Genomic DNA, 24066 nt, shown 5'->3' on the forward strand with positions numbered 1-24066 from the left:
AACGGCTACAATTCTTCTTCTACCTCATGCAACGCTATTTCTAGCTTATTTTCTTTCACAAAATTGCACCAATGACATTCTGGTTTGCCACAGCCAGTATAAAAATCTCTTGCCTGAATTTTATCCCAAACGGTTACAATTTGCTCAGTTACCGTAGTCATATCTTCTGGTGTTATAAACACCTTTTCTTTATGGTATTCTTTCTTTTTATCCGGTTCTACAAAGTCAAATTCTACGCTTTGTACTTGCCAATCTTTAGCCTCATAATTATCTACTAAAATTTTATAGAAAACCGCTTGACGCCAATAATCACCGCCATTTGGCTCTTTCTCATTTGGTGGCAATAGCTTGGTTTTGGCCTTGTCAAAATCGCCACTTTTATAATCTACCACGTTGGCTAGCTTACCATCAAATTCTAGCTTATCAAGCTTGCCTTTTAATGGCACATTTTTAATAACCACACCTCTTATGTTGCGCTCTACACTTACAACTTTAGGTAATGTGTTGATGTATTTATCGTAATAGTTACTCAAAATTTCAGCACCATATTCAAGCCTGCGGTCGTACTGTTCTTTGGTAAAAAATTCTCTGTGACGATGCATGTACCAGTTGAAATCGCTAATGAAGATTTCTTTCTCAGGAAATTGCTCGTTATTGTTTTGCATTTTTCTAAACAATTGTTCAAGAGCAAAGTGTACAGCACTACCAAACTCTGTGGCTTCATTTTTAGATGCTGGTATGCGCACTAAATTGTTAAAGTAAAACTTCAACGGGCAGTTTAAATAATTACTTAACGCAGTAACGTTCATGGCAAATTTCTCAAGCAATCTATTTACAAAATCTGCTTCTAACTGTTGAATTTCTGGGGCTAAAACGGTATCAAAAGCAAGTGCACTAAATTCAAATACCGTTTCTTCACTCAATTGTACAGGTAGCGCTTCTAACGTATGTTCTTGCTGAATTTCTGCAATAAACATCGATGGTTCAAGCTGCTTACCATCAATTTTAAACTTACTGTACGATATGGTTAAATGTTGTTCGGCTCTTGTTAATGCTACATAAAACAAGCGACGTAATTCTTCTACATCTTTTTGCTTTGGTTGTGTAGCAAACATGGTATCAGGATAGTTGTAACCGCCACCAGGCTTGCGTTTCTTTTCCCAGCTGCTAGCGTTGCAGCCTACAAAAAATACATACTCAAACTCAAGACCCTTACTGCCATGAGCGGTTAATAAATTCACACCTTTATCGCTACCGCTTACTTGCACCATAGGTAGTTTAATACCTTCTTTCGCCATCAATTCTATCACAGTCATTAGCTGTTGTAGTGTAAGCGATGGTGCTCTTCTTGTTTCTTCTTTTACAAAATCAAACAAAGCGGTTAGCAACTGCATCAGCCAAATCTTGTCTGAATGTTGCATGATGTATGATAACACACCACCTTTTTGTATCAAATTCTCTACCAGCATTTGTAGCGTAACATTGGGCACATCTGATATTAAGCCTTCTAGTATGTTGCTTGCTTTTACAATTTGTTCGTTTAGGCCCACGCTAAACAAGTCTCTTTTTGGCGCGTTGGCTTTCTCTATTATAATGGCTCTTAGCGATGTTCTATTCTCGCCCCAAGCCCTGCCAGCAACTTCTACGCTTAGCTTGGCTATTTCTATTGGTGGAATTTTAAACCAGTCAAAATGCAATATCTCAAACAGCATTTCGTCACCACCATAAGGCGCATCGTGTTCTGCTGCTACATAGCGCAACATTAGTAATAGCTTCTTAATAAAAGGAATGTCAAGTAGGTTTAAATGGCGCTTGCTGTAGGCAGGAATATTTTTAAGTTTCAAGTACTCTGCTAGTTCTTCACCGTATTTATTTTCTTTGTAAATGATACCTATTTTGCCCGGCTGAACACCTTGTTGCAACAGCGTTTCAAGCTGAAGCGTAATATCTATCATTTCATGCTTAGGTGTTTCGTATTCTTTTAAAACAGGCTTTACAGCGCTTTGCGCAAATCGAACATTTGCAGCCAGCAAATCTTTACTTAAACCTGGTAATTGTTTTACCAAGCGTTCCTCATTTTTATCAATCAGCGTTTTACTAATATTGAGTATTGGTTGAGTACTTCTGTAGTTATTAGTTAATACTACCGTCATCAAATCTTTTTGGTATTGCTCTGCAAATACCAGCATATTTTCTACGTTAGCCCCTTGAAAGCGATAAATACTTTGGTCGTCATCACCTACTACAAACACGTTTGGTTTTTCCCAGTAATTAATGAGTTGCTGCACCAATTTATTTTGCGTGCCACTTGTATCTTGGTATTCATCTACCAATATGTACAAAAATTTTTCTTGATAGCCACGAAGCAAATGTTCGTTAGTGTCAAATGCCGTTAACACCCAATTAATCATATCATCAAAGTCGTAACGGTTGCGCTGACGCATCATTTTTTGAAACGTATCAAACTCATTTACAGCAGCACGTAGCTTGCCCATTTTCTCTTTCTCTTCGTCTATTTTATCGGTACGTACATCGCCTTTTTTAAAATGCTTGGTAGCTCGTTTGGCTATGTATTCGTCACGCAATGGCAAGTCGTTTATGTAAGCATCTATACTATCGTTTATCAATTTAGGTGTCCAGCCTTCACGCTTCATGGTGCTGAACAAAGATTTTAGATTATTAATTTCATAATACACATCGCCTCTATAGCGCTTTAGTGGATGGTCTTTTGGAAATTTATCTATCAGTTCGGTAAATAATTCTATGCTTTCAAGTTCAGAAATGGGGTCAAGTACATTCTTTTCAAACAGGCTTAAATTATCTTGAATCACATCGTTACAAAAGGCATGAAACGTGTAAATATTTACTTTGTAAGCATCGCTACCAATAAAGCCTAGCAAGCGCTTACGCATGGCTACCACACCTGCATCTGTGTAGGTAAGGCACAAAATATTTTCTGGTAAAGCATCGGTTTCGTTGAGTATTTTACCAATGCGGGCACTTAAAATTTGTGTCTTGCCTGTACCTGGCCCAGCTATCACCATTACTGGTCCCTCAATAGTGTCTACCGCTTGTTTCTGCTGTGCATTTAGTTGACTATATACCTTCTTAAAAAGTTCTTGCTGTTGTTCTGTTGTTGGCATGTTTCAAAGTTAAGGTTACGCATGAAGAACATTTTGCACAAAAACTTGTTTATACAACCAAACGTGCATTATGTCTAAAGTTTATTCGCTTAAAACCGTACAAAAAATACCTATTTCACTAGAAGCTGCTTGGGATTTTTTTAGCAAGCCATATAATTTAAAAGATATTACACCTAGCAATTTAGGCTTTGATATTATTAGTAAGCACCATGGTAAAACCATGTACGCAGGGCAAATAATTGAATATACTGTAAAGCCTATTTTAGGTATTCCTTTGTATTGGATGACTGAAATTACACACGTTAAAGACCAACAGTTTTTTGTAGATGAGCAACGTTTTGGGCCTTATACCATGTGGCATCACCAACACCATTTTAAAGCAATAGATGGTGGTGTAGAAATGACAGATATTGTACACTATAAACTACCCCTTTGGATTTTGGGTGATATTGCCAATGTGATATTGGTGAAATCACAATTGAGAGGCATATTCGAACATCGTTTCACTGCTGTAGAAACTAAGTTTGGTAAATGGGCTGGCGCAACCAATGAAATTGTGTTTGGGTAAATTTTTTATGCACATTTAACCATTCTTGTTATTTTCAATTATGGCTATTTACTGTGCAGAGAAAGTTTTTACTGGGAAAGAAATACTTCATCACCATGCTATTGTAACCGATGATAACAATATTATCATTGATGTTCTGCCGCAAGAAAGACTGAATAGAAATGTTACAAAGCAACTACCTGTTCATTCCTTTTTAGTACCAAGTTTTATTGACATACAGATATATGGTGCTGGTGGAAAACTGTTAAGTGTACATCCTAATAGCGCAGCACTTTTTGCTCTACATGTTTATTGCGTTGAAGGCGGTTCTGCCTTCTTTTTGCCAACAGTTGCTACCAATACTTATGCAGTATTCTACGAGTGTATAGATGCTGTAAAGCAATATTGGAAAGATGGTGGTAAAGGTTGTTTAGGTTTACACATAGAAGGGCCTTGGCTAAATCCTTTAAAACGAGGCGCACATATAGAAAGCTACATTCATTCGCCTACATTAGACAATGTTCAGCAATTGTTAGATTATGGCAAAGGCGTTATTAAAATGATAACGCTTGCACCAGAAGTTTGTAGCAATGAAGTAATCCAACTCATACAATCACATAATGTTATAATTTCTGCAGGCCATAGTAATGCCACTTTTCAGCAAGCTAATGAAGCCTTTGATAAAGGCATTAATGCGGTAACACATTTGTACAATGCTATGAGCGGTTTACAACATAGAGAGCCTGGTTTAGTTGGCGCTAGTTTCTTACACCATTCAGTAATGGCAAGTATTGTAGCCGATGGTTACCATGTGAATTTTGATGCTATAAAAATTGCTTACAAGCAAATGCAAGGCAGACTCTTTTGTATTACAGATGCCGTTGCAGACAGTGCATTTGGTCCTTATCCTCACACAAAAGATGGAGATAAATACATAAGCAATGGTATTCTTAGTGGCTCAGCTTTAACAATGGCTAAAGCATTGCAAAATATGGTTAATAAAGTGGGTGTTTCGCTAGAAGAAGTATTACGCATGGTGAGTTTATACCCAGCCAAAGTGCTAGGTTTAGATAGTACTTTGGGTAAAATAGAAAAAGGCTATACTGCAAGTTTCACCATATTAGATGAAACCTTAAATGTGGTTGAGGTTTTATGATGAGATAAGAATGGCTAAACATGACGTTACGATAAAGTTTTAGTAAAAGAAGTAGGTTTTTACTCAAAAAATAAAACTTCCATTTGCCAATCCTTACCTTAGCCCCATGCAAAAAAAATTGTTCTTATTAGATGCCATGGCATTGATTTATCGTGCTTATTATGGCTTAATTCGTAGCCCACGTATTACTTCTGCTGGAAAAAATACAAGCGCTCAGTTTGGATTTACCACCACGTTAATAGACATTATTAATAAAGAAAAGCCTACCCACTTAGCTGTATGTTTTGATACACATGCACCCACAGAGCGCCATACAGATTTTACTGATTATAAAGCTAATAGGCAAGAAGCTCCAGAAGATTTACTACAATCTTTACCCGACATTAAGCGCATCATAGAAGCCTTTAATATTCCTGTGGTTGAATTGGATGGCTATGAGGCTGATGATATTATTGGTACTGTTGCGTGGCAAGCTGCCGATGCTGGTTACGATGTGTACATGGTTACACCCGATAAAGACTATGGTCAATTGTTAATCCACGACCATGTGTACATTTACAAGCCACCATTTATGGGCAACAAAGAGGAAATTTTGGATGCCAAAAAAATCTGCGAAAAATGGGACATTCAGCGAGTAGAACAAGTGATAGATATTTTGGGCTTAATGGGTGATGCGGTTGACAATATTCCAGGTATAAAAGGTGTGGGCGAAAAAACCGCAGCCAAATTGCTGAAAGAGTATGATACACTTGAAAATGTACTAGCCAATGCAGATAATATTAAAGGCGCTTTGGGCGAGAAAGTGAGGGCAGGTAAAGAAGACGCCATCATGTCTAAAAAGCTAGCAACCATTATTACCAAAGTGCCGGTAGAATTTCACGAAGAAAACTACCGCTTAAAAGATTGGAACAAACCAGTATTAACCGAAGTGTTTGTAGAGCTTGAATTTAAAACATTAGGCAAACGTATTTTAGGCGATAGTTTCAATGCGTTTCATGCTGCGCCAGAAGCACAACAAACCGATTTGTTTGGTGCTGTTGTAGAAACTAAAAAATCAGATACAAGTCGTAAAACTGAAAGCACTGTTACCATGCAGTCATCATTATTTGGTGATGATACAAGTGCAGGATTGGTAGCAGAAAAAAACATCAACAATACCGATCACGATTATCAACTAGTACAAACGGATGAAGAAATAGCCAACCTTATTAGCTACTTATCTGAGCAAGCGGAAATTTGTTTTGATACTGAAACCACGCATATTGATGCTAATGAAGCTGAGCTAGTAGGCTTAAGTTTTTCGTGCCGCCTAGGCGAAGGCTTTTATGTGCCTTGCCCTGCAAATAAAGATGCAACAATGGCTATTTTAAACCAATTCAAAGCGTTGTTTGCTTCGCCAAATATGAAGTGGATAGGTCAAAACATTAAGTATGATTTATTGGTGCTTAAATGGTATGGTTTTGAAATTGTGGGTGAGTTGTTTGATACGATGTTGGCACATTATGTAATAGAGCCAGAAGGTAGGCGCAGCATGGATTTGCTAAGTGCGCAATACTTGCAATACGAGCCAGTACACATAGATGAATTGATTGGTAAGAAAGGTAAGAATCAAGGAACGATGCGTGATGTAGAGGTAGAAAAAGCCAAAGATTACGCCGCTGAAGACGCTGATATTACACTACAACTTAAAAATATTTTCGTTCCGTTATTGAAGGAAAAGTCAGTAGAACGTGTATTTAGCGAAGCCGAAAATCCATTGGTGAAAGTATTAACTGATATGGAATTTGAAGGCGTAAAAGTAGATGTGGGCTTTTTGAATGATTATAGTGTAGAGCTTGAACGAGAGGCAAAAATATTTGAAAATAATGTGTACGAGCAAGCTGGTGTACGTTTCAATTTGGCTTCGCCAAAGCAACTAGGCGAGGTATTGTTTGAGAAATTGAAGCTTGATCCTAAAGCCAAGAAAACCAAAACTGGTCAGTATGCAACAGGTGAAGATGTGTTAAGCAAACTGGCACATCAACACAAAATAGTAGACGATATTTTAGGCTTTAGACAGTTAACCAAGTTAAAGTCAACCTATGTAGATGCGCTGCCTTTGATGATTAATAGCAAAACAGGTCGTGTACACACTAGCTATGCACAAGCTGTGGCCGTTACAGGTAGGTTAAGCAGCAATAATCCTAACTTACAAAACATTCCTATTCGTTCTGATAGAGGTAAAGAAATTCGAAAAGCTTTTGTACCAAGAGATAGCAACCACATTTTAGTTAGTGCCGACTATTCTCAAATAGAACTGCGCATTGTTGCTGCTATTAGTGGCGACCCCAATATGTGTGAAGCGTTTCGCCAAGGCAAAGACATTCACACAGCTACGGCAGCCAAAGTGTATGGCATACCAGAAAGTGAAGTAACTAAAGAGCAACGCTATAAAGCTAAGAGCGTGAACTTTGGTATTATTTACGGCCAAGGTGCTTTTGGGCTTGCAGACAATTTGGGTATTGCAAGAAGTGAAGCCAAAGAGATAATAGACAACTATAAAAAAGAGTTTACAGGCATTACTAAATACATGGATGACATTGTGAACTTCTGCAAAGACAAAGGTTATGTAGAAACCATTTTGGGCAGAAAACGCTGGCTAAAAGATATTTATTCAAGCAACTTTACGGTACGTGGTTATGCAGAACGAAATGCTGTAAACTCACCGATACAGGGCACTGCTGCTGATATGATAAAGCTGGCTATGATTAAGATTCATCATGAAATGAAGGCTCAGAAACTACAATCAAGAATGATTTTACAGGTGCATGATGAGTTGGTATTTGATGCTGTGAAAGAAGAGGTAGATATTTTAAAGCCATTGATTTTAAACTGCATGAAAGCAGCGTTGCCATTACCAAACGAAGTACCTGTAGAAGCAGAAGTAGGCATGGGTGAAAATTGGTTGGTGGCGCACTAATATTATTGGAAACACGGGGCAAGGAAGCAAAGAAGATTTATAACTGAAACACGGGGCAAAAGAGCAAAGAAGGATTTCCTTGAATAATATTCTCAATATTTTGATTATAGTAAATACATCTTCCTTGCTTCTTTGCCCTGTGGTAAAATTTAAACCATGCAAACAAATCAACTGACTAGCAAAATAATTCAGGCTGCTATTATGGTGCATGATGAACTTGGGCCTGGTTTGCTTGAAAGTGTTTATGAAACTTGTTTGGCTGAAGTTTTAAGAGAAATGGGTTTGCATATTCAAACACAAATGCCCATACCTGTTATTTTTCGTGACAAGGTAATGGATATGAACTTTCGATTGGATTTGTTAGTAAATGACGAAGTTATTGTTGAATTAAAAGCTGTTGACTCAATTTTGCCCATTCATGAAGCACAATTATTCACGTACTTAAAATTGTCTGGGAAAAACGTTGGCCTGATAATTAACTTTAACGTTAAACTTTTAAAAAACGGCATTAAAAGAGTTGTGTTAGATTTTGACAAACCTTATTAGTTAATAATAAACCATAGATTTATTAAGCACAAAGAATAATCTTCCTTGCTTCCTTGCTCTGTGTTTCAAAATATCCCACTTATGCCTACCACCAATCCAGCCATTGACGCTTACATTGCTAAAGCACAACCTTTTGCGCAGCCTATTTTATTGCATTTGCGTAAGCTAGTACACAAAGCTTGCCCTAATGTAGAAGAGAAGGTAAAATGGGGCATGCCATTTTTTGACCATAAAGGTCCGATTGCTAATATGGCTGCCTTTAAACAACATTGTTCTTTTGGTTTTTGGAAAGCGAGTTTAATGAGTGACCCCGCCTTGCTTGAAACTGCTAAATCTGAAGTAGCAATGGGTCATTTAGGTAAAATAACATCGTTGAAAGATTTACCTAAAGACACACAAATTATTGCCTACATCAAAGAAGCCATGCAGCTAAACGAGGAAGGTAAAAAAGTAGTAAAAGCAAAACCTATATCAGCCTCAAAAGAACTAGTTATTCCTGATTATATTACAGAAGCCATCAAGCAAAACCAACAAGCTTTTGCTACGTTTCAGGCTTTTCCACCAAGCCATAAAAAAGAATATGTGCTATGGATTGATGAAGCCAAAACAGAAGCTACCAAATTGAAGCGCTTGGCTAAAGCCATAGAAACCATGGCAGAAGGTAAGCCACATAACTGGCAGTACATGGATAAATACAAGAAAGCATAAAAGAATAGCCTCACAATTCTTCACACCATATTCATTTCTCATGAAAGTATTGTATATCATTTTAAGTATGGCAGTAATTACAACAATAGCAGGTTGCAAGCTTAGTAGCGATAACCAACACCACACGGACAATACTGAGTTGGCAGCTTTGTTTGATAAATATTACGAAGAGCGTTTACAGCTGTTTCCACTAGAGGCAACTGCTGTAGGCGATAATAGATACAACGATAAATTGTATGCTGATTTTACCGATAGCTATCGCAAAAAGCTAAAAGAATTTTATAACCGCTACCTTACCTACGCAGAAAAATTTAGCCCTAAAACATTAAACGAGAAAGACCGTCTTAATCATGAAGTGTTTAAGTACGAGCTTGAAATGAACTTAGAAGGCTTAGATTTAAAAGACAATTATATGCCTGCCAATCAGTTTTATGGCTTGCCACTTACAATGGGTCAGCTAGGCAGTGGTCAAGGCAACCAGCCTTTTAAAACGGTAGCAGATTATAACAATTGGCTGCAACGCATGAAAGCCTTTGCTGTATGGGCAGACAGCGCTATTGTGTACTTTAAAAAAGGGCTTGACAACAATGTTGTTTTGCCAAAAACCTTGGTAGAAAAAATGCTACCGCAATTGCAGGATATGGTAACTAGCGATGTTGCCAAGCATTTGTTTTATGGCCCTATCAATACATTACCTACCACATTTAGCGCTAGCGATAAGCAAACAATCACGGCCAATTATACCGCTGCTATACAACAGCAAATAGTGCCTGCTTACAAAAAGCTGCACGACTTTTTAGCGCAAGATTATTTACCAAAAGCAAGAACAACATCGGGTATAAATTCGGTCGCAGGTGGTGATGAAATGTACGATTATTTGGTACGCCTAAACACCTCAACCAATACACCTACAGAAGACATTTACCAGCTTGGCTTAAGCGAAGTAAAACGCATAAAAGCTGAGATGGAAAAAGTAAAAGCGCAAGTAGGCTTTACTGGTGATATGGCTGCTTTTTTCGAGTTTATGAAAACCGATAAACAGTTTACACCTTACAAAACCCCACAAGCGGTATTGGCAGCGTTTGAAACCATTCACCAAACAATGGCGCCACAATTAAAAACCATGTTTAACCATGTGCCTAAAACGCCTTTTGAAATTCGCCAAACAGAAGCTTTTAGAGCTGCAAGTGCTAGTGCTGAATACAACCAAGGCAGCGCAGATGGTAGCAGACCGGGTATTTTTTATGTGCCAATAATTGATGCTACTAAGTTTAACATTGCAAGTGGTATGGAAAGCTTGTTTTTACACGAAGCCATACCGGGGCATCATTACCAAATTTCGTTGCAGCAAGAAGATACTTTACTGCCAAAGTTTCGCCGCTTTTCTATTGGCAACAACGCTTATGTAGAAGGCTGGGCTTTGTATTGCGAAAGCTTGGGTAAAGAGCTTGGTTTGTACACCAATCCTTATCAATACATGGGTGCTTTGGGCGACGAAATGCACCGTGCCATTCGCTTGGTGGTAGATGTGGCCTTGCACACAAAGGGCATGACACGTGAAGAAGCCATTGCCTACATGATGGCTAACGAACCTATTAGTGAAGCAGGCGCTACGGCTGAAATAGAGCGTTACATGGCCATACCTGGTCAAGCGCTTGGCTACAAGATAGGTGCTTTAAAAATTAGAGCCTTGCGCACCAAATACAGTAAGCAGCTAGGTGCTAAGTTTAAACTAGCCAAGTTTCACGATGCTATTTTAAAAGATGGCTCAATGCCTTTAAATGTGCTAGAAGCTAAAATGGATGAATGGGCTAAAACGCAGTAGTTTGTTTGTCATCTTGAGGAAAAAAAGAGCTAACTCTATATCTCAATATTTAGGCTACAACCATAATTATAACTATATGTCATAATTATGTACAACCGCTACAACAAGGTAGAAATGACACAGTTTGCATGGCTTAAAGATGAAGAGATAGACCAATTGTTGCACTATATTTCTGTGGCGAGTAATAAAAAGGATTAACGAATGAAATGGCTAACTGCAATATTGATTATTGTTTTTGCTGCGCTTGGTTGCAAGCAAAAAAGTAATGCCATTTCAACCGAAACTATTTCTGATGAGGATTCTGTTACAATTACTAATTACTTTACTGGCAAAAAGTTATTTGCAAATAATTGTGCAGCTTGCCACGCTATAAACAAAAGAGCGTGTCCACAAATGTTAATTGGTATTGAAGACCGCTGGAAAGACAAAGCCTTGTTATTCGAGTTTATTAGAAATTCACAAGCTGTGATTGCTAAAGATGCTTACGCGAAAAGCATGTATGAAGAATATGGCAAAGCAGCAATGCCTAGTTTTTCAAACTTAACTGATAAGGAAATAGAACAAATGTTGTTGTATGTAAAAGTTACGCTGCGATAAAAGCTGCACAGCGAACAGAACGTAGAAGTGTGACGCAACGATGATCATAGCAGTACCAAAGCTGACCCAATAATCATTTTTTACATAGTCGGTTGTAAATTGGCTTCGCAATGTCAGTAGCATTGTGTATTTTGCTACAATTACCCCCAATTGGAACTAATGAAGTTATTAAGTCCTGCTATATCTCGTCTTGCACGGTTGCGTTATTGGCGCATAGAACAATGGATTAATAACCCCATTGATACGCAGCGTGAAGTGTTGCAAGACCTTGCCACACATGCGCAATACACCGAAATAGGTAGACGTTACGGGCTTACCAAAATGTTCTCGGTTCGTGAGTTTAAGAAGATTATTCCCATTCAAGATTATAACGACATAAAGCCTTATGTAGACAGGCTAATAGGTGGTGAACAGCAGTTACTTTGGAACACTCCTGTGAATTGGTTTGCCAAAAGCAGCGGCACAACCAATGATAAAAGCAAGTTTATACCTATTACCGAAGAAAGCTTAACCGACTGTCATTATCAAGCATCGAAAGATGTGCTGACGATGTATTATAACTACAATCCTGAAAGCGATTTATTGACTGGTAAAGGCTTGGTGATAGGTGGTAGCCATCAAATAAATGCGATAAACGATGAGGTGCAATATGGCGACTTGAGCGCTGTACTATTGCAAAATGCACCCGTGTGGGCTAGCTGGATAAGAACGCCAGAGCTATCAATTGCCTTACTAGACGAATGGGAAAATAAAATAGAACAGCTTGCACAAAGTACCATCAACGAAAATGTGACCTCAATTTCTGGTGTGCCTACCTGGACCATGATTTTGATAAAACGCATTTTGCAAATTTCTGGTAAGGCTACTTTAAAAGAAGTTTGGCCCAACCTAGAAGTGTACATTCATGGTGGTGTATCGTTTGTGCCATATAGAGAACAGTTTAAAAAACTAATAGGCGAAGGTGTTGATTACTTAGAAATGTACAATGCAAGTGAAGGCTTTTTTGCTGCGCAAGACGACCCGAATGAAGATGGCATGTTGCTATTTTTAAACCACGGCATTTTTTACGAGTTTATGCCCGTAGAAGAATATGGCAAAGCAGAACCTAAAACCATTGGGCTAGATAAGGTAGAAATAGGTAAGCAATATGCACCTGTAATTACTACCAATGGTGGGCTTTGGCGCTATTTAGTAGGCGATACGATTGTGTTTACCAATATGTATCCATTTAGAATAAAAGTAAGTGGTAGACTAAAACATTACATGAATGCCTTTGGCGAAGAAGTAATGGTAGATAACACCGATAAGGCTATAGCTATGGCTTGCGAAAAAATGCAAGTAGCTGTAAACGATTACACCGCTGCACCAATTTACTTTAGCGATAGCAACAATGGTGGCCACGAATGGCTGATAGAATTTGAAAATGAGCCTGCCAATATTCAAGAGTTTGCCTACGAACTAGATTGTGCATTGAAATCTCTTAATAGCGACTATGAAGCCAAACGACAAAAAGATATTGCCCTGAAAATGCCATTGGTAAAGGCTTTGCCAAAGCATACGTTTCATAAATGGTTACAACAAAAAGGCAAATTGGGTGGCCAACACAAAGTGCCTAGATTAAGTAACGAACGAGTGATTGCGGAAGAAATACTTGCATTGTTACTAGCTAAATAACACATAAATAGCAAATCATTACATTTGCCATCTTCAAAAAACTAACATAACAAATGAAATTATTAGACAACAAAGTAGCGATAGTCACAGGTGCGGCTCGTGGTATTGGCGAAGCCATAGCGATTAAATTGGCAGAACAAGGTGCTAATGTTGCGTTTACTTATGTAAGCGATACTAGTGCTGAAAAAGCAGCTGCTTTAGAAGCTAAATTAATTGGCCTTGGTGTAAAAGCTAAAGCTTATCAAAGCAATGCGGGTGACTTTGCACAGTGCGAAACCTTTGTTGCAGATGTATTGAAAGAATTTGGCACTATTGATATTTGTGTAAACAATGCTGGCATAAGCAAAGACAATTTGTTATTACGCATGACCGAGCAACAGTGGGATGAAGTAATAGACATCAACCTAAAGAGTGTGTTTAACATGACCAAAATGGTGATTAAACCAATGATGAAAGCCAAAAGCGGTAGCATCATCAACATGAGTTCTATTATTGGTATTCGTGGTAATGCCGGCCAGGGTAGCTATGCAGCAAGTAAAGCAGGTATTATTGGCTTTACAAAATCTATAGCAGCCGAATTAGGTAGCCGCAATATTCGTTGCAATGCCATTGCGCCTGGTTTTATTGAAACCGATATGACACACTACTTAAAAGAAGGTGCTGCTGCTGACGATTTCATGAAAAAAATCCCTTTAGGTCGCTTTGGTAAAGGCGAAGAAATTGCCAACGCAACATTATTCTTGGCTAGTGATATGAGTACCTACGTTACTGGTCAGGTGTTAAGCGTTTGTGGCGGTATGAATATTTAGGTAGCCAGCAACATTGCTACTATTGGGATGAGACATAAACATCTATTTAATTTATGCAAATGTTTCCTTAGTAAGCATAACAGAAGAGGCTAGTTCGGCAATTTTTTTCTGCTTCCAGTTGTACCAAGGTATGGGTGCGGTTTTCTTTAATACCGTATCTATGGTGCGCATACCAAACAAATTCCAAACACCTTGCAGCTTGCCGCCAATATCGCTTTGTAAGGCTCGTAAGCTCATGGCAAAGCCGCTGTCTAAATATTCCATATGGTGCCAGTAGCCTGCGGGCATAAATAAGGTATCGCCATGTTCTAGCGTTACATCGTAGCCTTTGGCTGTGCGCAAGACAGGAAATTTTTCGTAGTCAATTTTGCTATTGGCAGCATCGTAATAGTGGCTAAAATCTACCATGCTTAGCACTTCGAATGGCTTGCGGTATAGCTTATGTTGCTCCTCGTGTGGAAATAGCAGCACACGTTTTCTACCTACAAATTGTGTGTGTAGAATATGGCTAAGGTCAATATCGAAATGCATGTGTGTGATAGACGTTTGCCCACCAGTAAACAGCATGGGATATTTTTTTACAAAGCCAGACATTAAATGGTCGGGCCAGGTAAAATCTTGTATTAGCTGTGGTGCGTGGTCAAAAATATTGAACAGAAAAATGCGCCAGCCAGCAGGGCCAGCTTTTATCATATCAATGTATTCACCAAAGGTTTTGTAATCGTCAGCCGTATTAATAGGTGTGTAAGCATCGCTTTTGGTATTGTTGTACAGCGCTACTTGTTTATTGCCCACAAAGGTTTTAAAATATTCCCAATGCCATTTGTGGTAAGCAGGCCAGTTTTTTGCTAGGTTTTTTATGATTAAGGGCTTGCGAGGGTTGTAATAGTTGGCTTTAAAATCGGCCTCTGTTATGGTATCTACCACATCAACATTTTGTAGAATCATAAAAGGAAATTTAATGCGCAAAAATAAACGCTTTGCTGAAAGTGAGTTGTTAATCATTTGTCGGATTTGGGTAAAATATCTGCTGTAAGCCTCGTATAAGTTGTACCTTGCACCTATGGCATTGCTGTTACACATACATCCTGATAACCCTAATGAGCGACACATAAAAACGGTGGTGCAATGCCTGCTTGATGGTGGTATAATTATTTACCCTACAGATACGATTTATGGTTTGGGCTGCGATATTTTTAATCACAAAGCTATAGAGCGTATAGCGAGGTTAAAAAACATTGACCCTGCAAAAGCGCAACTAAGCTTTGTATGTAACGACTTGAGTGACTTGAGCAAATACACCAAAAGTATTGGTACACCATTGTACAGAATGCTGAAAAACTACCTGCCAGGGCCTTACACGTTTATATTGCCAGCTAGCAAAGAAGTACCTAAAATTTTGCAGAGCAAAAAAAGCACCATTGGCTTGCGTGTACCAGATAACAGAATAGTAAAAGCCATTACAAGCGCCACACAACATCCTATACTATCTGCTTCGTTGCCTGGCGAAATGGTAGAAGAATATACCGACCCAGAAATGATGTTTGATAATTTTGAACGTCAGGTAGATATTGTAATTGATGGCGGTATTGGTGGTATGATACCTTCTACAATAATAGACTGTACACAAGAGCCTTACGAGCTAGTGCGTAAAGGCCTAGGTGAATGGGAAGAATAAAACAGACTGCTAACGAATTGTAAAAAGATTTGCTTTTTGCAGCGCTTCGTGTACTTTAATGGTCAAATTTGATATATGACCAAGCAACTAACTAATATTCTTGCATTTACAATTGTATCTTTTACAATTACATCTTGTGGTGTTGCAAGGTATGTTTACTCGCCACCGTCACCTAATATTACCTATTTCAAAGAGAAGGGTGATAATAAAGTATCAGCCGTTATTTCAACTGGAACAAACGATGGAAATAGTAGAGGAAATACTTACAATAAAGGTTACGATATTCAAGCCGCCTATGCATTAAGTAACCATTGGTTTATTGGCGGTAGCTATTTTCATAGAAAAGAAGGCGAAAGTGCTGATGGCAATTCTAATATTTTTGATACCTCCACAATTAATTACAAAAGAAACATTATCGAAATTGGCGGCGGTTGTTTTTTACCGTTGAACGATAGAAATACAAGCACTTTTAATCTGTATGCAGCTTATGGGTTTGGTAGGTTTAAATTTGATGATTATGGATTACTCAATGGATTACCGTATGATAGAAATTTTAGCAATAAAATTTCGAAATACATCTTACAGTTTGGCTTCAACTTTATGCCATCAGATTATTTTCATTTTTCATTAACTGGCAGGTTTTCTTTTGTTCATTTTGGTGCAACAAGTACCAATTATACCAACAGCGAACTCTCTTACTTTAATTTAAACGACATAAGTAACAGTACTACAAGATTTTTTGAACCAACAATAAACACCCAAATAGGTATACCAAAATGCAGGTGGATGATGTTAGACATGTCTGTAACCTTTTGTACTGATAATAATTATGTAAATAAACGAGAGGCAAATGCATCTATTGGTTTGAGTTTTAACTTCAACCATAAGGGTAACTCGAAAAGAAGATTTTTTTAAAATATTGAATTCTGGTAAACGACAATCATAATATTAATTCCATTTGCGTAGGAATAATATTAAAACTTAAGCGATGGTGCACACACACACCATGTTCTTCTATGGCTTTGCGATGTTTTGCTGTGCCGTAGCCTTTGTTGTTTATCCAATCGTACATAGGAAATTGCTGGTGTAAGTCTTCCATGTAAGCATCTCTATGGGTTTTGGCTAAAATGCTTGCTGCGGCTATATTGGCATATTTACCATCACCCTTTACAATGCAATGGTGTTTTGTTTTTTTGTAGGGTGTAAATCGGTTACCATCTATCAGCAATAATTCTGGTGTGATAGTCAACTTCTCTATTGCTAAATGCATGGCTTTAAACGAAGCCTTTAAAATATTTATCTCATCAATTTCTTGATTAGTAACCATTGCAACTGCAAAGCTTGTTGCTTCAGTTTCTATTATCTGGCGCAGCGTGTTTCTATCCTTTTCTTTTACTTGCTTGCTATCGTTAAGTAATGGGTGGTAAAAATTGGCTGGTAAAATAACGGCTGCGGCAAATACAGGACCAGCATAACAACCTCGTCCTGCTTCATCGCAGCCAGCTTCTATCACTATGTTTTGAAACGATGTTTCTAGCATTGCACCAATATTTTACTAAGCGTTATTCCATATTTTGACGCAACCATCTTTCTATTTCTTCAAAGCTCATGCCTTTGCGTTTAGCATAATCTTCTACTTGGTCTTTTTGCAATTTACCCACACCAAAATATTGGCTTTGAGGATGGCTGATATACCAACCACACACTGATGATGCAGGATACATAGCCAAGCTTTCAGTTAAGGTAATACCAACGTTTTCGGTTACTTGTAGCAAATCAAATAACTTGTATTTTTCAGTATGATCTGGGCAAGCAGGGTAGCCTGGTGCAGGACGAATACCTAAATATTTCTCATGAATTAATTCATCGTTGGTTAAATGCTCTTCAGTTGCGTAGCCCCAATATTCTTTACGTATTTTTAAGTGTAAGCATTCTGCAAAAGCTTCTGCTAGCCTATCGGCTAAAGCTTGTAGCATTATCTTGTTATAATCATCTAAACTAGCTTCAAAGGCTTTAATGTGTGGCTCAATACCATCAATGGTTACAGCAAAGGCACCGATGTAATCAGCAGCCCCCCTGCCCCCCAATAGGGGGTTCTTGAAAGAGTCTGAACCTTTAAGATTGTGGGTTTCCAAAGTCCCTCCTTTGGGGGGATTTAGGGGGGCTGGTTTTATAAAATCTGCAAGCGATAAATTCGGTTGATCAGCTGCTTTTTGTATTTGCTGGCGCAAGAATTCAAGCTTAACTTCTCTAATTACGTTAGCTTCTTCGCTTACGCTCAGAATGACAGTATCATCGCTACTTTCTGCTGGCCAAAAACCAATGACACCTTTTGCGGTTAGCCATTTTTCAGCAATAATTTTATCTAGCAATGCATTGGCATCTTGGTACAATTTAGTGGCTTCTTTACCTACAATTTCATCGGTTAAAATAGCAGGAAAATTACCATGCATTTCCCAAGCGATAAAGAAAGGTTTCCAATCAATATAATCACGTAATTCAGCTAGGTCAAAATCAGGAAACGCTTTAGTGCCAGTAAGTGTTGGTGTTATTGGCTGATAATTTTCCCAATCAATGGCTACTTTTTTCTTCAATGCATCGGCATAGGTTAAGTAGTTTTTGGCTGATTTTTTATTATCAAAACCATGCTTTAGTCTGGTATATTCTTCAGTAATCTGGTTTAACAATACAGGCTTATTATCTGCATTTAACAAGCTACCAGCAACGGTTACACTTCTACTTGCGTCAAGTACATGAATCACACCATTATCATATTCTGGGGCAATTTTCACGGCCGTGTGCATACGAGAAGTAGTCGCACCACCAATTAATAAAGGCTGCGTCATACCACGACGTTTCATTTCACGTGCAATGTGCACCATTTCATCAAGCGATGGCGTAATTAAACCGCTTAAGCCAATAATATCTACATTGTGCTTAATAGCTGCATCCAATATTTTATCTGTTGGCACCATTACACCAAGGTCTATAATATCGTAGCCATTACATCCAAGAACCACACCCACAATGTTTTTACCAATGTCATGCACATCACCTTTTACGGTAGCTAATAATATTTTAGCAGCGCCTGCGCCTTCTTCGTTTACTGTGCCTGCGGCCAAATGGGCTTGCTTGCGTTCTTCTTTTTCTTGCTCAATGTATGGCGTTAATACGGCCACACTTTTCTTCATTACACGAGCACTTTTTACTACTTGTGGCAAAAACATTTTACCCGCACCAAACAGGTCGCCAACAAAATTCATCCCATCCATTAGCGGTCCTTCAATAACATCTAGTGGCTTTGGATATTTTAAACGAGCTTCTTCGGTATCTGCATCTATGTATTCGGTAATACCATTTACCAATGAATGTTTTAAACGCTCTTCTACACTTGCTTGGCGCCAAGTTTCATCTTTCTCTACCACTTTACCTTTGGCTTTTACCGTTTCAGCAAAAGCAATCAGTTTTTCTGTGGCTTCGTTGTTATCGTTGTTTCTGTTTAAAATTACATCTTCACACAAGTCTCTTAAGGTTGGCTCAATTTCATCGTAAACCACCAATTGGCCAGCATTTACAATACCCATATCCATACCAGCTTTAATGGCATGGTATAAGAAAACAGAGTGCATGGCTTCACGTACATGTTCATTACCACGAAACGAAAAGGACAGATTACTTACACCACCGCTAATTTTTACTAGAGGATATTTTTGCTTGATAATGCGTGTAGCTTCTATAAAATCAACACCGTAATTATTATGTTCTTCTAAGCCAGTAGCAATGGCAAATACGTTGATATCGAAAATAATATCCTGCGGCTCGAAACCAACTTGTTCAGTTAATATCTTATAAGCCCTTTCAGAAATTTCTACCTTTCTTTCTAGCGTGTCTGCTTGACCCTTTTCATCAAAAGCCATTACAATTACCGCTGCGCCAAATGCTTTGCAAATGTGTGCTTGCTCTATAAATTTGGCTTCGCCTTCTTTCATAGAAATAGAGTTTACAATGCACCTACCTTGAATGCATTTTAAACCCGCCATAATAATTTCAAACTTAGAGCTATCTACCATTATTGGTATTTTAGCAATGTCTGGCTCGCTTTGTACCAAGTTGATAAACGTGGTCATGGCTTGTACACCATCTAGCAAGGCGTCATCCATGTTTACGTCTAAAATTTGTGCGCCATTTTCTACCTGCTGACGTGCTACAGATAAAGCTTCCTCGTATTGATTGTTTAAAATCAATCGGGCAAACTTTTTACTACCAGTTACATTGGTACGCTCACCAACATTCACAAAATTTGTTTCTGGCCTAACGATTAAGGGCTCTAAACCAGATAAGCGTAAGTAAGGTTTTATAGTTGTCATTTTCTTTTTTTTGAACCACAACGTCACATCGACAAACGATTCACAACGTTAAAGAATTCTTCTTTTTATACCGTCTTTAATTAATGGTGTATGAAAATTTATGATGTACCCAAGTCTTAATCCTGTTAATTTTAGATAACTCAATAGTTGAGCTTCCCAAATGGCATGGTCATTTTCTTGTGCTTTTAATTCAACAATAATTTTACCATCAACAAGAATATCCAATCGTAAGCCGTCTTCAATTTCTAAATCCTCATAGAGAATTGGCACTTTAACTTGCTTTTTAAAAGGAATGTTTCGTAGAAATAATTCATAGCAAAAACATTCTTCGTAAACTTTCTCAAGTAACCCTGGACCAAGTTTGCGATGTATTTTGAACGCTACATCGTAAATAGCTTTTCCTAGTTCGTTTTCTGTTTCAGAAAGTTGTATCTGCATCGTTGTGTTTCTCTGTGTCGCTTTGTCGTTGTGGTTAAAATATTACACAATAGATGCTTCCACCACTGGTAACACTCTTGGCTGCAGTTTTCTTACATTATCTGCTATATGTTTTATATGATCTGGTGTGGTGCCGCAACAACCACCTACAATATTTACCCACCCGTCTTTGGCCCATTCTTCTATAAAATGTGCGGTCTGATGTGGTTGCTCATCGTATTCACCCATGGCATTTGGTAAGCCTGCATTTGGGTAAGCCGATGTATAACACGCTGCAATATTGCTTAGCTCTTCTATGTGGCCACGCATTTCTTGCGCACCTAAAGCACAGTTTAAACCAATGCTAATTGGATTGGCATGTTTTACAGAAATATAAAACGCTTCTAAAGTTTGTCCGCTTAAGGTTCTGCCAGAAGCATCGGTAATAGTGCCGCTAATCATGATGGGTAATTCTGGTAAACCTTTGGTTCTAAAGAATTGCTTGGTAGCAAAAATGGCTGCCTTTGCATTTAAGGTATCAAAAATGGTTTCTATCAAAATAATATCTACGCCACCATCAACCAAACCTTGAATTTGCTCGGTATAAGCTGCCACCACCTCATCAAATGTTACGGCTCTGTAACCAGGATTGTTTACATCTGGTGACAACGACAAGGTTTTGTTTAGTGGTCCAATAGCACCTGCCACATATTTTGGTAACGAATCAGGATGTGCAGCTTGATAACGCTCAATGGCTTTACGGGCACATTGTGCAGAAGCAACATTCATCTCGTAAGCCAATGCTTGCATGTCGTAATCTGCTTGTGCAATTACAGTGCTACTGAACGTATTGGTTTCTATAATATCTGCACCTGCTTCTAAATATTGTAAGTGAATACCAATAATAATTTCAGGATTGGTGATGCTCAACAAATCGTTATTGCCTTTTACATCGCTTGGCCAATCTGCAAATCGCTCACCACGATAATCGGCTTCTTCTAATTTATGGCGCTGAATCATGGTGCCCATAGCGCCATCTATTACGAGTATTCTTTTTTCTAAATCTTGTCTAATGCTCATAGCTGAAAACATTGTACCACATAGCCATAAAGGCACATAGTGATTATAAAATTGAGATTGAGAAATCTTTTTTTACAATTAGATTCTTCGTACCTCAGAATGACAATTGGTGTTTATTGTAGGTAAATGCTGATGGCTGCAAAATGTACAAGTGTGCGACGCAACCGGCGCTACATAGTAGTACTACTGCCGACCAACAAATAATAAAAATTTTGAAATTTTAACGAGTAGCAAATCCTTGTAGTGTGAAGAATATGGGCCCGTTTATTAGTTCAAAATTGTTGAGCAGGTTGAACAATAAACAAATCCGCCTGCTACTGCAAAAGTAACAGGCGGATGGTTATTTACCAAAGATGATTTATTACTCGTATTTAGCGGTAACCGTAATTTCTAGGTCTTTGGCTACATCACTGCCATCTACACCATAGTCTTTTACGTTTATTTTAAAAGCACTTTTGGTACTTACAATGCCTTTAGCAACGGTAATAGTGCCAGTTGCAGATACATTTTTAGTAACGCCTTTAATGGTTAATGTACCTGTAGCAGTAACTTTATAAGTGCCATCTTTAGCAAAATTTACAGTGGCAATATTGGTGATTTTGCCTTTAAACTCGCCCTTAGGAAACTTAGTGCTGTTCATGTAATCTGCACCGTTAAAGTGTTCCTGCATCAATTCGTTTTCGAAACGAAAACCTTTGATTAATACACTAAACATAACGTCACCAGTATTGCTTACTAGCTTGCTTACGGCTTGATTGTTAATGGCAGAAATATCTTCAGCAGGTGTGTGCGAGAAAAACTTTACCTGTGCGGCCTTTGTAGCGTATGTTTTTTGGGCAAATGTTGTTGCTAAAGAGAACAAGGCAACAACTAAAAATAAATACTTTTTCATGTTAATTTTTTTGTTAGATGCTTCCTTCGTCAGCATGACAAGAGAAGCGATTTTATGGTTTTACAATGATGGCATCGATAATTACAACATCGCTTAAATAACCAGTGCAAATACCTTTTACAGTAATGGTAGTACCACCTTGAATTTGCCCAGCATCATCTTTTAATGTGCAATAAATATTAGAGAAACTATCGTTGCTTTTTAAAGTAACAGTAGGCTTGCCATCTTGGTTCTTTTTAGCTTCAATTACTTCGCCAGTAATAGCTATGGCTTTGTTAAGATATACTTTGTTGGCAGAATCTTCATTGGCTAAAAAATCGCTGACAATTTTTACAGCAGTAACGTTGATGGCTTGTTCATCGGCAACATCACGTTTGAAATGAGTGGGTTTGTAAAATACAAAATACCAAACACCAATACCTCCAATAACAGCAGCTATTAAACCAGCTAATATAATTTTCTTTTTCATAGTTGTGTATTACAATTAGGGTGCAAAAATACTATGCTAGTCTATCGAAAAAGCAGCGCAAATGGTTGCATGTACAAATATTCCCTAACTCATTAATTTACCAAAGCGTACACAGAAAAGCTTGCTAGCCAATGTTCGCCACCATAGCTACCGCTAGCAATATTGGGCAAGCTAGCTTTTAAATGATTGATAGACGAGCGTTGCAAAATGGCTTTACGCTTGTCGGTTACAGGCAAAGTAGTAGCAATACCTTTCATGCACCAGCTACGGCTAAAGCACAAACCATCTAGGTGTACTATTTGAAAATCGTTTCTATCAGAAACAACCGGCAATTGGGTTAAGTGTTGCAAGCCACTTGGCGAAATCCATTGATTAAACCATTGTATAAACTCAGTTTTAGGTAACACACGGCGCATTAAATCTGCCTCTTCAAGCGATGGCGACAGAAAATCTGTACCATCTGGTTCCCACTGGCTAGGGGCATTTTTATCTTTTAGGTATAGTTTTTTTGCAGCCGCAACAATGGCATTTTCAAAATTGGTATTGCCTACGGTTTTAGCATAATCAAGTGCAAATACCAACCCAAAAGCTGTGTTAGGATGCACACCTGTGCGGTTAGGGTACGTTTGTTTTGGTAAATATTTTAGCCAAAAGCTTACAATGGTATCGCACATTGGTTGCAAAGCGGCGCTCCAATTTTTAGCGTCAGCATCGTTCCATGTTAGTAGTTCTTGTTGCAATTTTAGCAACCAAGCCCAGCCATAAGTACGCTCATAGTTTTTGTTAAGTGGTGCTTCAAAGTATTTTAACTCTTGAATAATGTTTTCTTTGGTAATGGTTCTGTTAATAGTCGCTCTTGCTTTTGAAGCTTCTGGCAAATTAGGAAATTGCTTAAGCAAGCGCACCAACATCCAATGGCCATGAACAGTGCTATGCCAATCGAAACAGCCATAAAAGGCCGGGTGCATTTGCTTTGGCAGTAATACATGGTCTGCTGCTGTGGTAGATGTGTGGCTAGTTTTATTAGGAAACTCTTGCTCAATACATTTTAACGGTAAACTTGCAAGGTGCGATGCCCCTGCTTCTGTCAGTTCAAGTTTGCTACTATCTTTTGCAACGGTAAAAAACGGTTTTGTTTGTGCTTGCACAACATTTACACAAAAGCTAAGTACTGCAATTACAAGGTATTTCATGTGTAA

20 protein-coding genes are annotated in these 24066 nt (G+C 38.3%); 11 read left to right on the forward strand and 9 right to left on the reverse strand.

Annotated features, from left to right (window positions below; all coding sequences use genetic code 11):
* Window positions 1-5: 5 nt before the first annotated feature.
* Window positions 6-3143, reverse strand: coding sequence for an ATP-dependent helicase (locus ACT9TX_RS07690; protein WP_481337688.1), 3138 nt, complete (start codon window positions 3141-3143; stop codon window positions 6-8).
* Window positions 3144-3213: 70 nt separating this feature from the next.
* Between ACT9TX_RS07690 and ACT9TX_RS07695 the strand changes: the two genes are divergently transcribed.
* From ACT9TX_RS07695 to fabG, 9 genes are all read left to right on the forward strand, one after another.
* The gene (locus ACT9TX_RS07695) at window positions 3214-3711 is read left to right on the forward strand and encodes an SRPBCC family protein (RefSeq protein ID WP_481337689.1); all 498 of its coding nucleotides are present in this window, start codon (window positions 3214-3216) and stop codon (window positions 3709-3711) included.
* A gap of 40 nt (window positions 3712-3751) precedes the next feature.
* Window positions 3752-4846: an N-acetylglucosamine-6-phosphate deacetylase gene (nagA, locus tag ACT9TX_RS07700; RefSeq protein WP_481337690.1), complete on the forward strand. Its 1095-nt coding sequence runs from the start codon at window positions 3752-3754 to the stop codon at window positions 4844-4846.
* Window positions 4847-4952: 106 nt separating this feature from the next.
* Window positions 4953-7805, forward strand: a complete 2853-nt coding sequence (polA, locus tag ACT9TX_RS07705) for a DNA polymerase I (RefSeq protein WP_481337691.1) — start codon at window positions 4953-4955, stop codon at window positions 7803-7805.
* A gap of 156 nt (window positions 7806-7961) precedes the next feature.
* A complete protein-coding gene (locus tag ACT9TX_RS07710) occupies window positions 7962-8351 on the forward strand; it encodes a GxxExxY protein (protein ID WP_481337692.1) in 390 nt (129 codons plus the stop codon).
* A gap of 81 nt (window positions 8352-8432) precedes the next feature.
* Complete coding sequence (locus ACT9TX_RS07715) at window positions 8433-9059, forward strand: YdeI/OmpD-associated family protein (protein ID WP_481337693.1); 627 nt, start codon at window positions 8433-8435, stop codon at window positions 9057-9059.
* A gap of 40 nt (window positions 9060-9099) precedes the next feature.
* Window positions 9100-10884: a DUF885 domain-containing protein gene (locus ACT9TX_RS07720; protein WP_481337694.1), complete on the forward strand. Its 1785-nt coding sequence runs from the start codon at window positions 9100-9102 to the stop codon at window positions 10882-10884.
* A gap of 201 nt (window positions 10885-11085) precedes the next feature.
* Window positions 11086-11481, forward strand: a complete 396-nt coding sequence (locus tag ACT9TX_RS07725) for a c-type cytochrome (protein WP_481337695.1) — start codon at window positions 11086-11088, stop codon at window positions 11479-11481.
* A 159-nt stretch (window positions 11482-11640) separates the two neighbouring features.
* The gene (locus tag ACT9TX_RS07730) at window positions 11641-13155 is read left to right on the forward strand and encodes a GH3 auxin-responsive promoter family protein (protein WP_481337696.1); all 1515 of its coding nucleotides are present in this window, start codon (window positions 11641-11643) and stop codon (window positions 13153-13155) included.
* A gap of 53 nt (window positions 13156-13208) precedes the next feature.
* Complete coding sequence (gene fabG, locus ACT9TX_RS07735; RefSeq protein WP_481337697.1) at window positions 13209-13964, forward strand: 3-oxoacyl-[acyl-carrier-protein] reductase; 756 nt, start codon at window positions 13209-13211, stop codon at window positions 13962-13964.
* 51 nt (window positions 13965-14015) lie between these two features.
* Here fabG and ACT9TX_RS07740 read toward each other — a convergent pair whose 3' ends face one another.
* Window positions 14016-14912 carry a cupin-like domain-containing protein gene (locus ACT9TX_RS07740; RefSeq protein WP_481337698.1) on the reverse strand — a complete coding sequence of 299 codons (897 nt, stop codon included), beginning with the start codon at window positions 14910-14912 and terminating at the stop codon, window positions 14016-14018.
* Window positions 14913-15027: 115 nt separating this feature from the next.
* On the opposite strand from ACT9TX_RS07740, the gene ACT9TX_RS07745 reads away from it, so the two are divergent.
* On the forward strand, window positions 15028-15642 hold the full coding sequence (locus tag ACT9TX_RS07745; protein ID WP_481337699.1) for an L-threonylcarbamoyladenylate synthase: 615 nt from the start codon (window positions 15028-15030) through the stop codon (window positions 15640-15642).
* A 75-nt stretch (window positions 15643-15717) separates the two neighbouring features.
* Entirely contained in the window at window positions 15718-16557 is an 840-nt protein-coding gene (locus ACT9TX_RS07750; RefSeq protein ID WP_481337700.1) for a hypothetical protein, read from the forward strand.
* 25 nt (window positions 16558-16582) lie between these two features.
* Here ACT9TX_RS07750 and ACT9TX_RS07755 read toward each other — a convergent pair whose 3' ends face one another.
* The 7 genes from ACT9TX_RS07755 to ACT9TX_RS07785 all read right to left on the reverse strand — a co-directional run bounded on the left by ACT9TX_RS07755 (window position 16583) and on the right by ACT9TX_RS07785 (window position 24060).
* Window positions 16583-17182, reverse strand: coding sequence for a ribonuclease HII (locus tag ACT9TX_RS07755; protein ID WP_481337701.1), 600 nt, complete (start codon window positions 17180-17182; stop codon window positions 16583-16585).
* 22 nt (window positions 17183-17204) lie between these two features.
* Window positions 17205-20009, reverse strand: coding sequence for a methionine synthase (gene metH, locus ACT9TX_RS07760; protein ID WP_481337702.1), 2805 nt, complete (start codon window positions 20007-20009; stop codon window positions 17205-17207).
* A gap of 48 nt (window positions 20010-20057) precedes the next feature.
* Window positions 20058-20447: a GxxExxY protein gene (locus tag ACT9TX_RS07765; protein WP_481337703.1), complete on the reverse strand. Its 390-nt coding sequence runs from the start codon at window positions 20445-20447 to the stop codon at window positions 20058-20060.
* Between the two features lie 42 nt (window positions 20448-20489).
* A complete protein-coding gene (locus ACT9TX_RS07770) occupies window positions 20490-21506 on the reverse strand; it encodes a homocysteine S-methyltransferase family protein (RefSeq protein ID WP_481337704.1) in 1017 nt (338 codons plus the stop codon).
* 361 nt (window positions 21507-21867) lie between these two features.
* Window positions 21868-22398: a YceI family protein gene (locus ACT9TX_RS07775; RefSeq protein WP_481337705.1), complete on the reverse strand. Its 531-nt coding sequence runs from the start codon at window positions 22396-22398 to the stop codon at window positions 21868-21870.
* A 52-nt stretch (window positions 22399-22450) separates the two neighbouring features.
* The gene (locus ACT9TX_RS07780) at window positions 22451-22867 is read right to left on the reverse strand and encodes an OB-fold protein (RefSeq protein ID WP_481337706.1); all 417 of its coding nucleotides are present in this window, start codon (window positions 22865-22867) and stop codon (window positions 22451-22453) included.
* A gap of 92 nt (window positions 22868-22959) precedes the next feature.
* Window positions 22960-24060 carry a DUF2891 domain-containing protein gene (locus ACT9TX_RS07785; RefSeq protein WP_481337707.1) on the reverse strand — a complete coding sequence of 367 codons (1101 nt, stop codon included), beginning with the start codon at window positions 24058-24060 and terminating at the stop codon, window positions 22960-22962.
* Between the last annotated feature and the right edge of the window lie 6 nt (window positions 24061-24066).

Source organism: Parasediminibacterium sp. HNIBRBA5674, from assembly GCF_056745525.1.

Bases quoted from the DNA above. Each gene is read 5' to 3' on its own strand.
- ACT9TX_RS07785 (WP_481337707.1), bottom strand. From the start codon at position 24,060: ATGAAATACCTTGTAATTGCAGTACTTAGCTTTTGTGTAAATGTTGTG.
- ACT9TX_RS07755 (WP_481337701.1), bottom strand. From the start codon at position 17,182: ATGCTAGAAACATCGTTTCAAAACATAGTGATAGAAGCTGGCTGCGAT.
- ACT9TX_RS07725 (WP_481337695.1), top strand. From the start codon at position 11,086: ATGAAATGGCTAACTGCAATATTGATTATTGTTTTTGCTGCGCTTGGT.
- ACT9TX_RS07770 (WP_481337704.1), bottom strand. From the start codon at position 21,506: ATGAGCATTAGACAAGATTTAGAAAAAAGAATACTCGTAATAGATGGC.
- ACT9TX_RS07715 (WP_481337693.1), top strand. From the start codon at position 8,433: ATGCCTACCACCAATCCAGCCATTGACGCTTACATTGCTAAAGCACAA.
- ACT9TX_RS07695 (WP_481337689.1), top strand. From the start codon at position 3,214: ATGTCTAAAGTTTATTCGCTTAAAACCGTACAAAAAATACCTATTTCA.
- ACT9TX_RS07720 (WP_481337694.1), top strand. From the start codon at position 9,100: ATGAAAGTATTGTATATCATTTTAAGTATGGCAGTAATTACAACAATA.
- ACT9TX_RS07780 (WP_481337706.1), bottom strand. From the start codon at position 22,867: ATGAAAAAGAAAATTATATTAGCTGGTTTAATAGCTGCTGTTATTGGA.
- nagA (WP_481337690.1), top strand. From the start codon at position 3,752: ATGGCTATTTACTGTGCAGAGAAAGTTTTTACTGGGAAAGAAATACTT.
- ACT9TX_RS07740 (WP_481337698.1), bottom strand. From the start codon at position 14,912: ATGATTCTACAAAATGTTGATGTGGTAGATACCATAACAGAGGCCGAT.
- ACT9TX_RS07750 (WP_481337700.1), top strand. From the start codon at position 15,718: ATGACCAAGCAACTAACTAATATTCTTGCATTTACAATTGTATCTTTT.
- metH (WP_481337702.1), bottom strand. From the start codon at position 20,009: ATGACAACTATAAAACCTTACTTACGCTTATCTGGTTTAGAGCCCTTA.
- ACT9TX_RS07775 (WP_481337705.1), bottom strand. From the start codon at position 22,398: ATGAAAAAGTATTTATTTTTAGTTGTTGCCTTGTTCTCTTTAGCAACA.
- ACT9TX_RS07745 (WP_481337699.1), top strand. From the start codon at position 15,028: ATGGCATTGCTGTTACACATACATCCTGATAACCCTAATGAGCGACAC.
- ACT9TX_RS07710 (WP_481337692.1), top strand. From the start codon at position 7,962: ATGCAAACAAATCAACTGACTAGCAAAATAATTCAGGCTGCTATTATG.
- polA (WP_481337691.1), top strand. From the start codon at position 4,953: ATGCAAAAAAAATTGTTCTTATTAGATGCCATGGCATTGATTTATCGT.
- fabG (WP_481337697.1), top strand. From the start codon at position 13,209: ATGAAATTATTAGACAACAAAGTAGCGATAGTCACAGGTGCGGCTCGT.
- ACT9TX_RS07690 (WP_481337688.1), bottom strand. From the start codon at position 3,143: ATGCCAACAACAGAACAACAGCAAGAACTTTTTAAGAAGGTATATAGT.
- ACT9TX_RS07730 (WP_481337696.1), top strand. From the start codon at position 11,641: ATGAAGTTATTAAGTCCTGCTATATCTCGTCTTGCACGGTTGCGTTAT.
- ACT9TX_RS07765 (WP_481337703.1), bottom strand. From the start codon at position 20,447: ATGCAGATACAACTTTCTGAAACAGAAAACGAACTAGGAAAAGCTATT.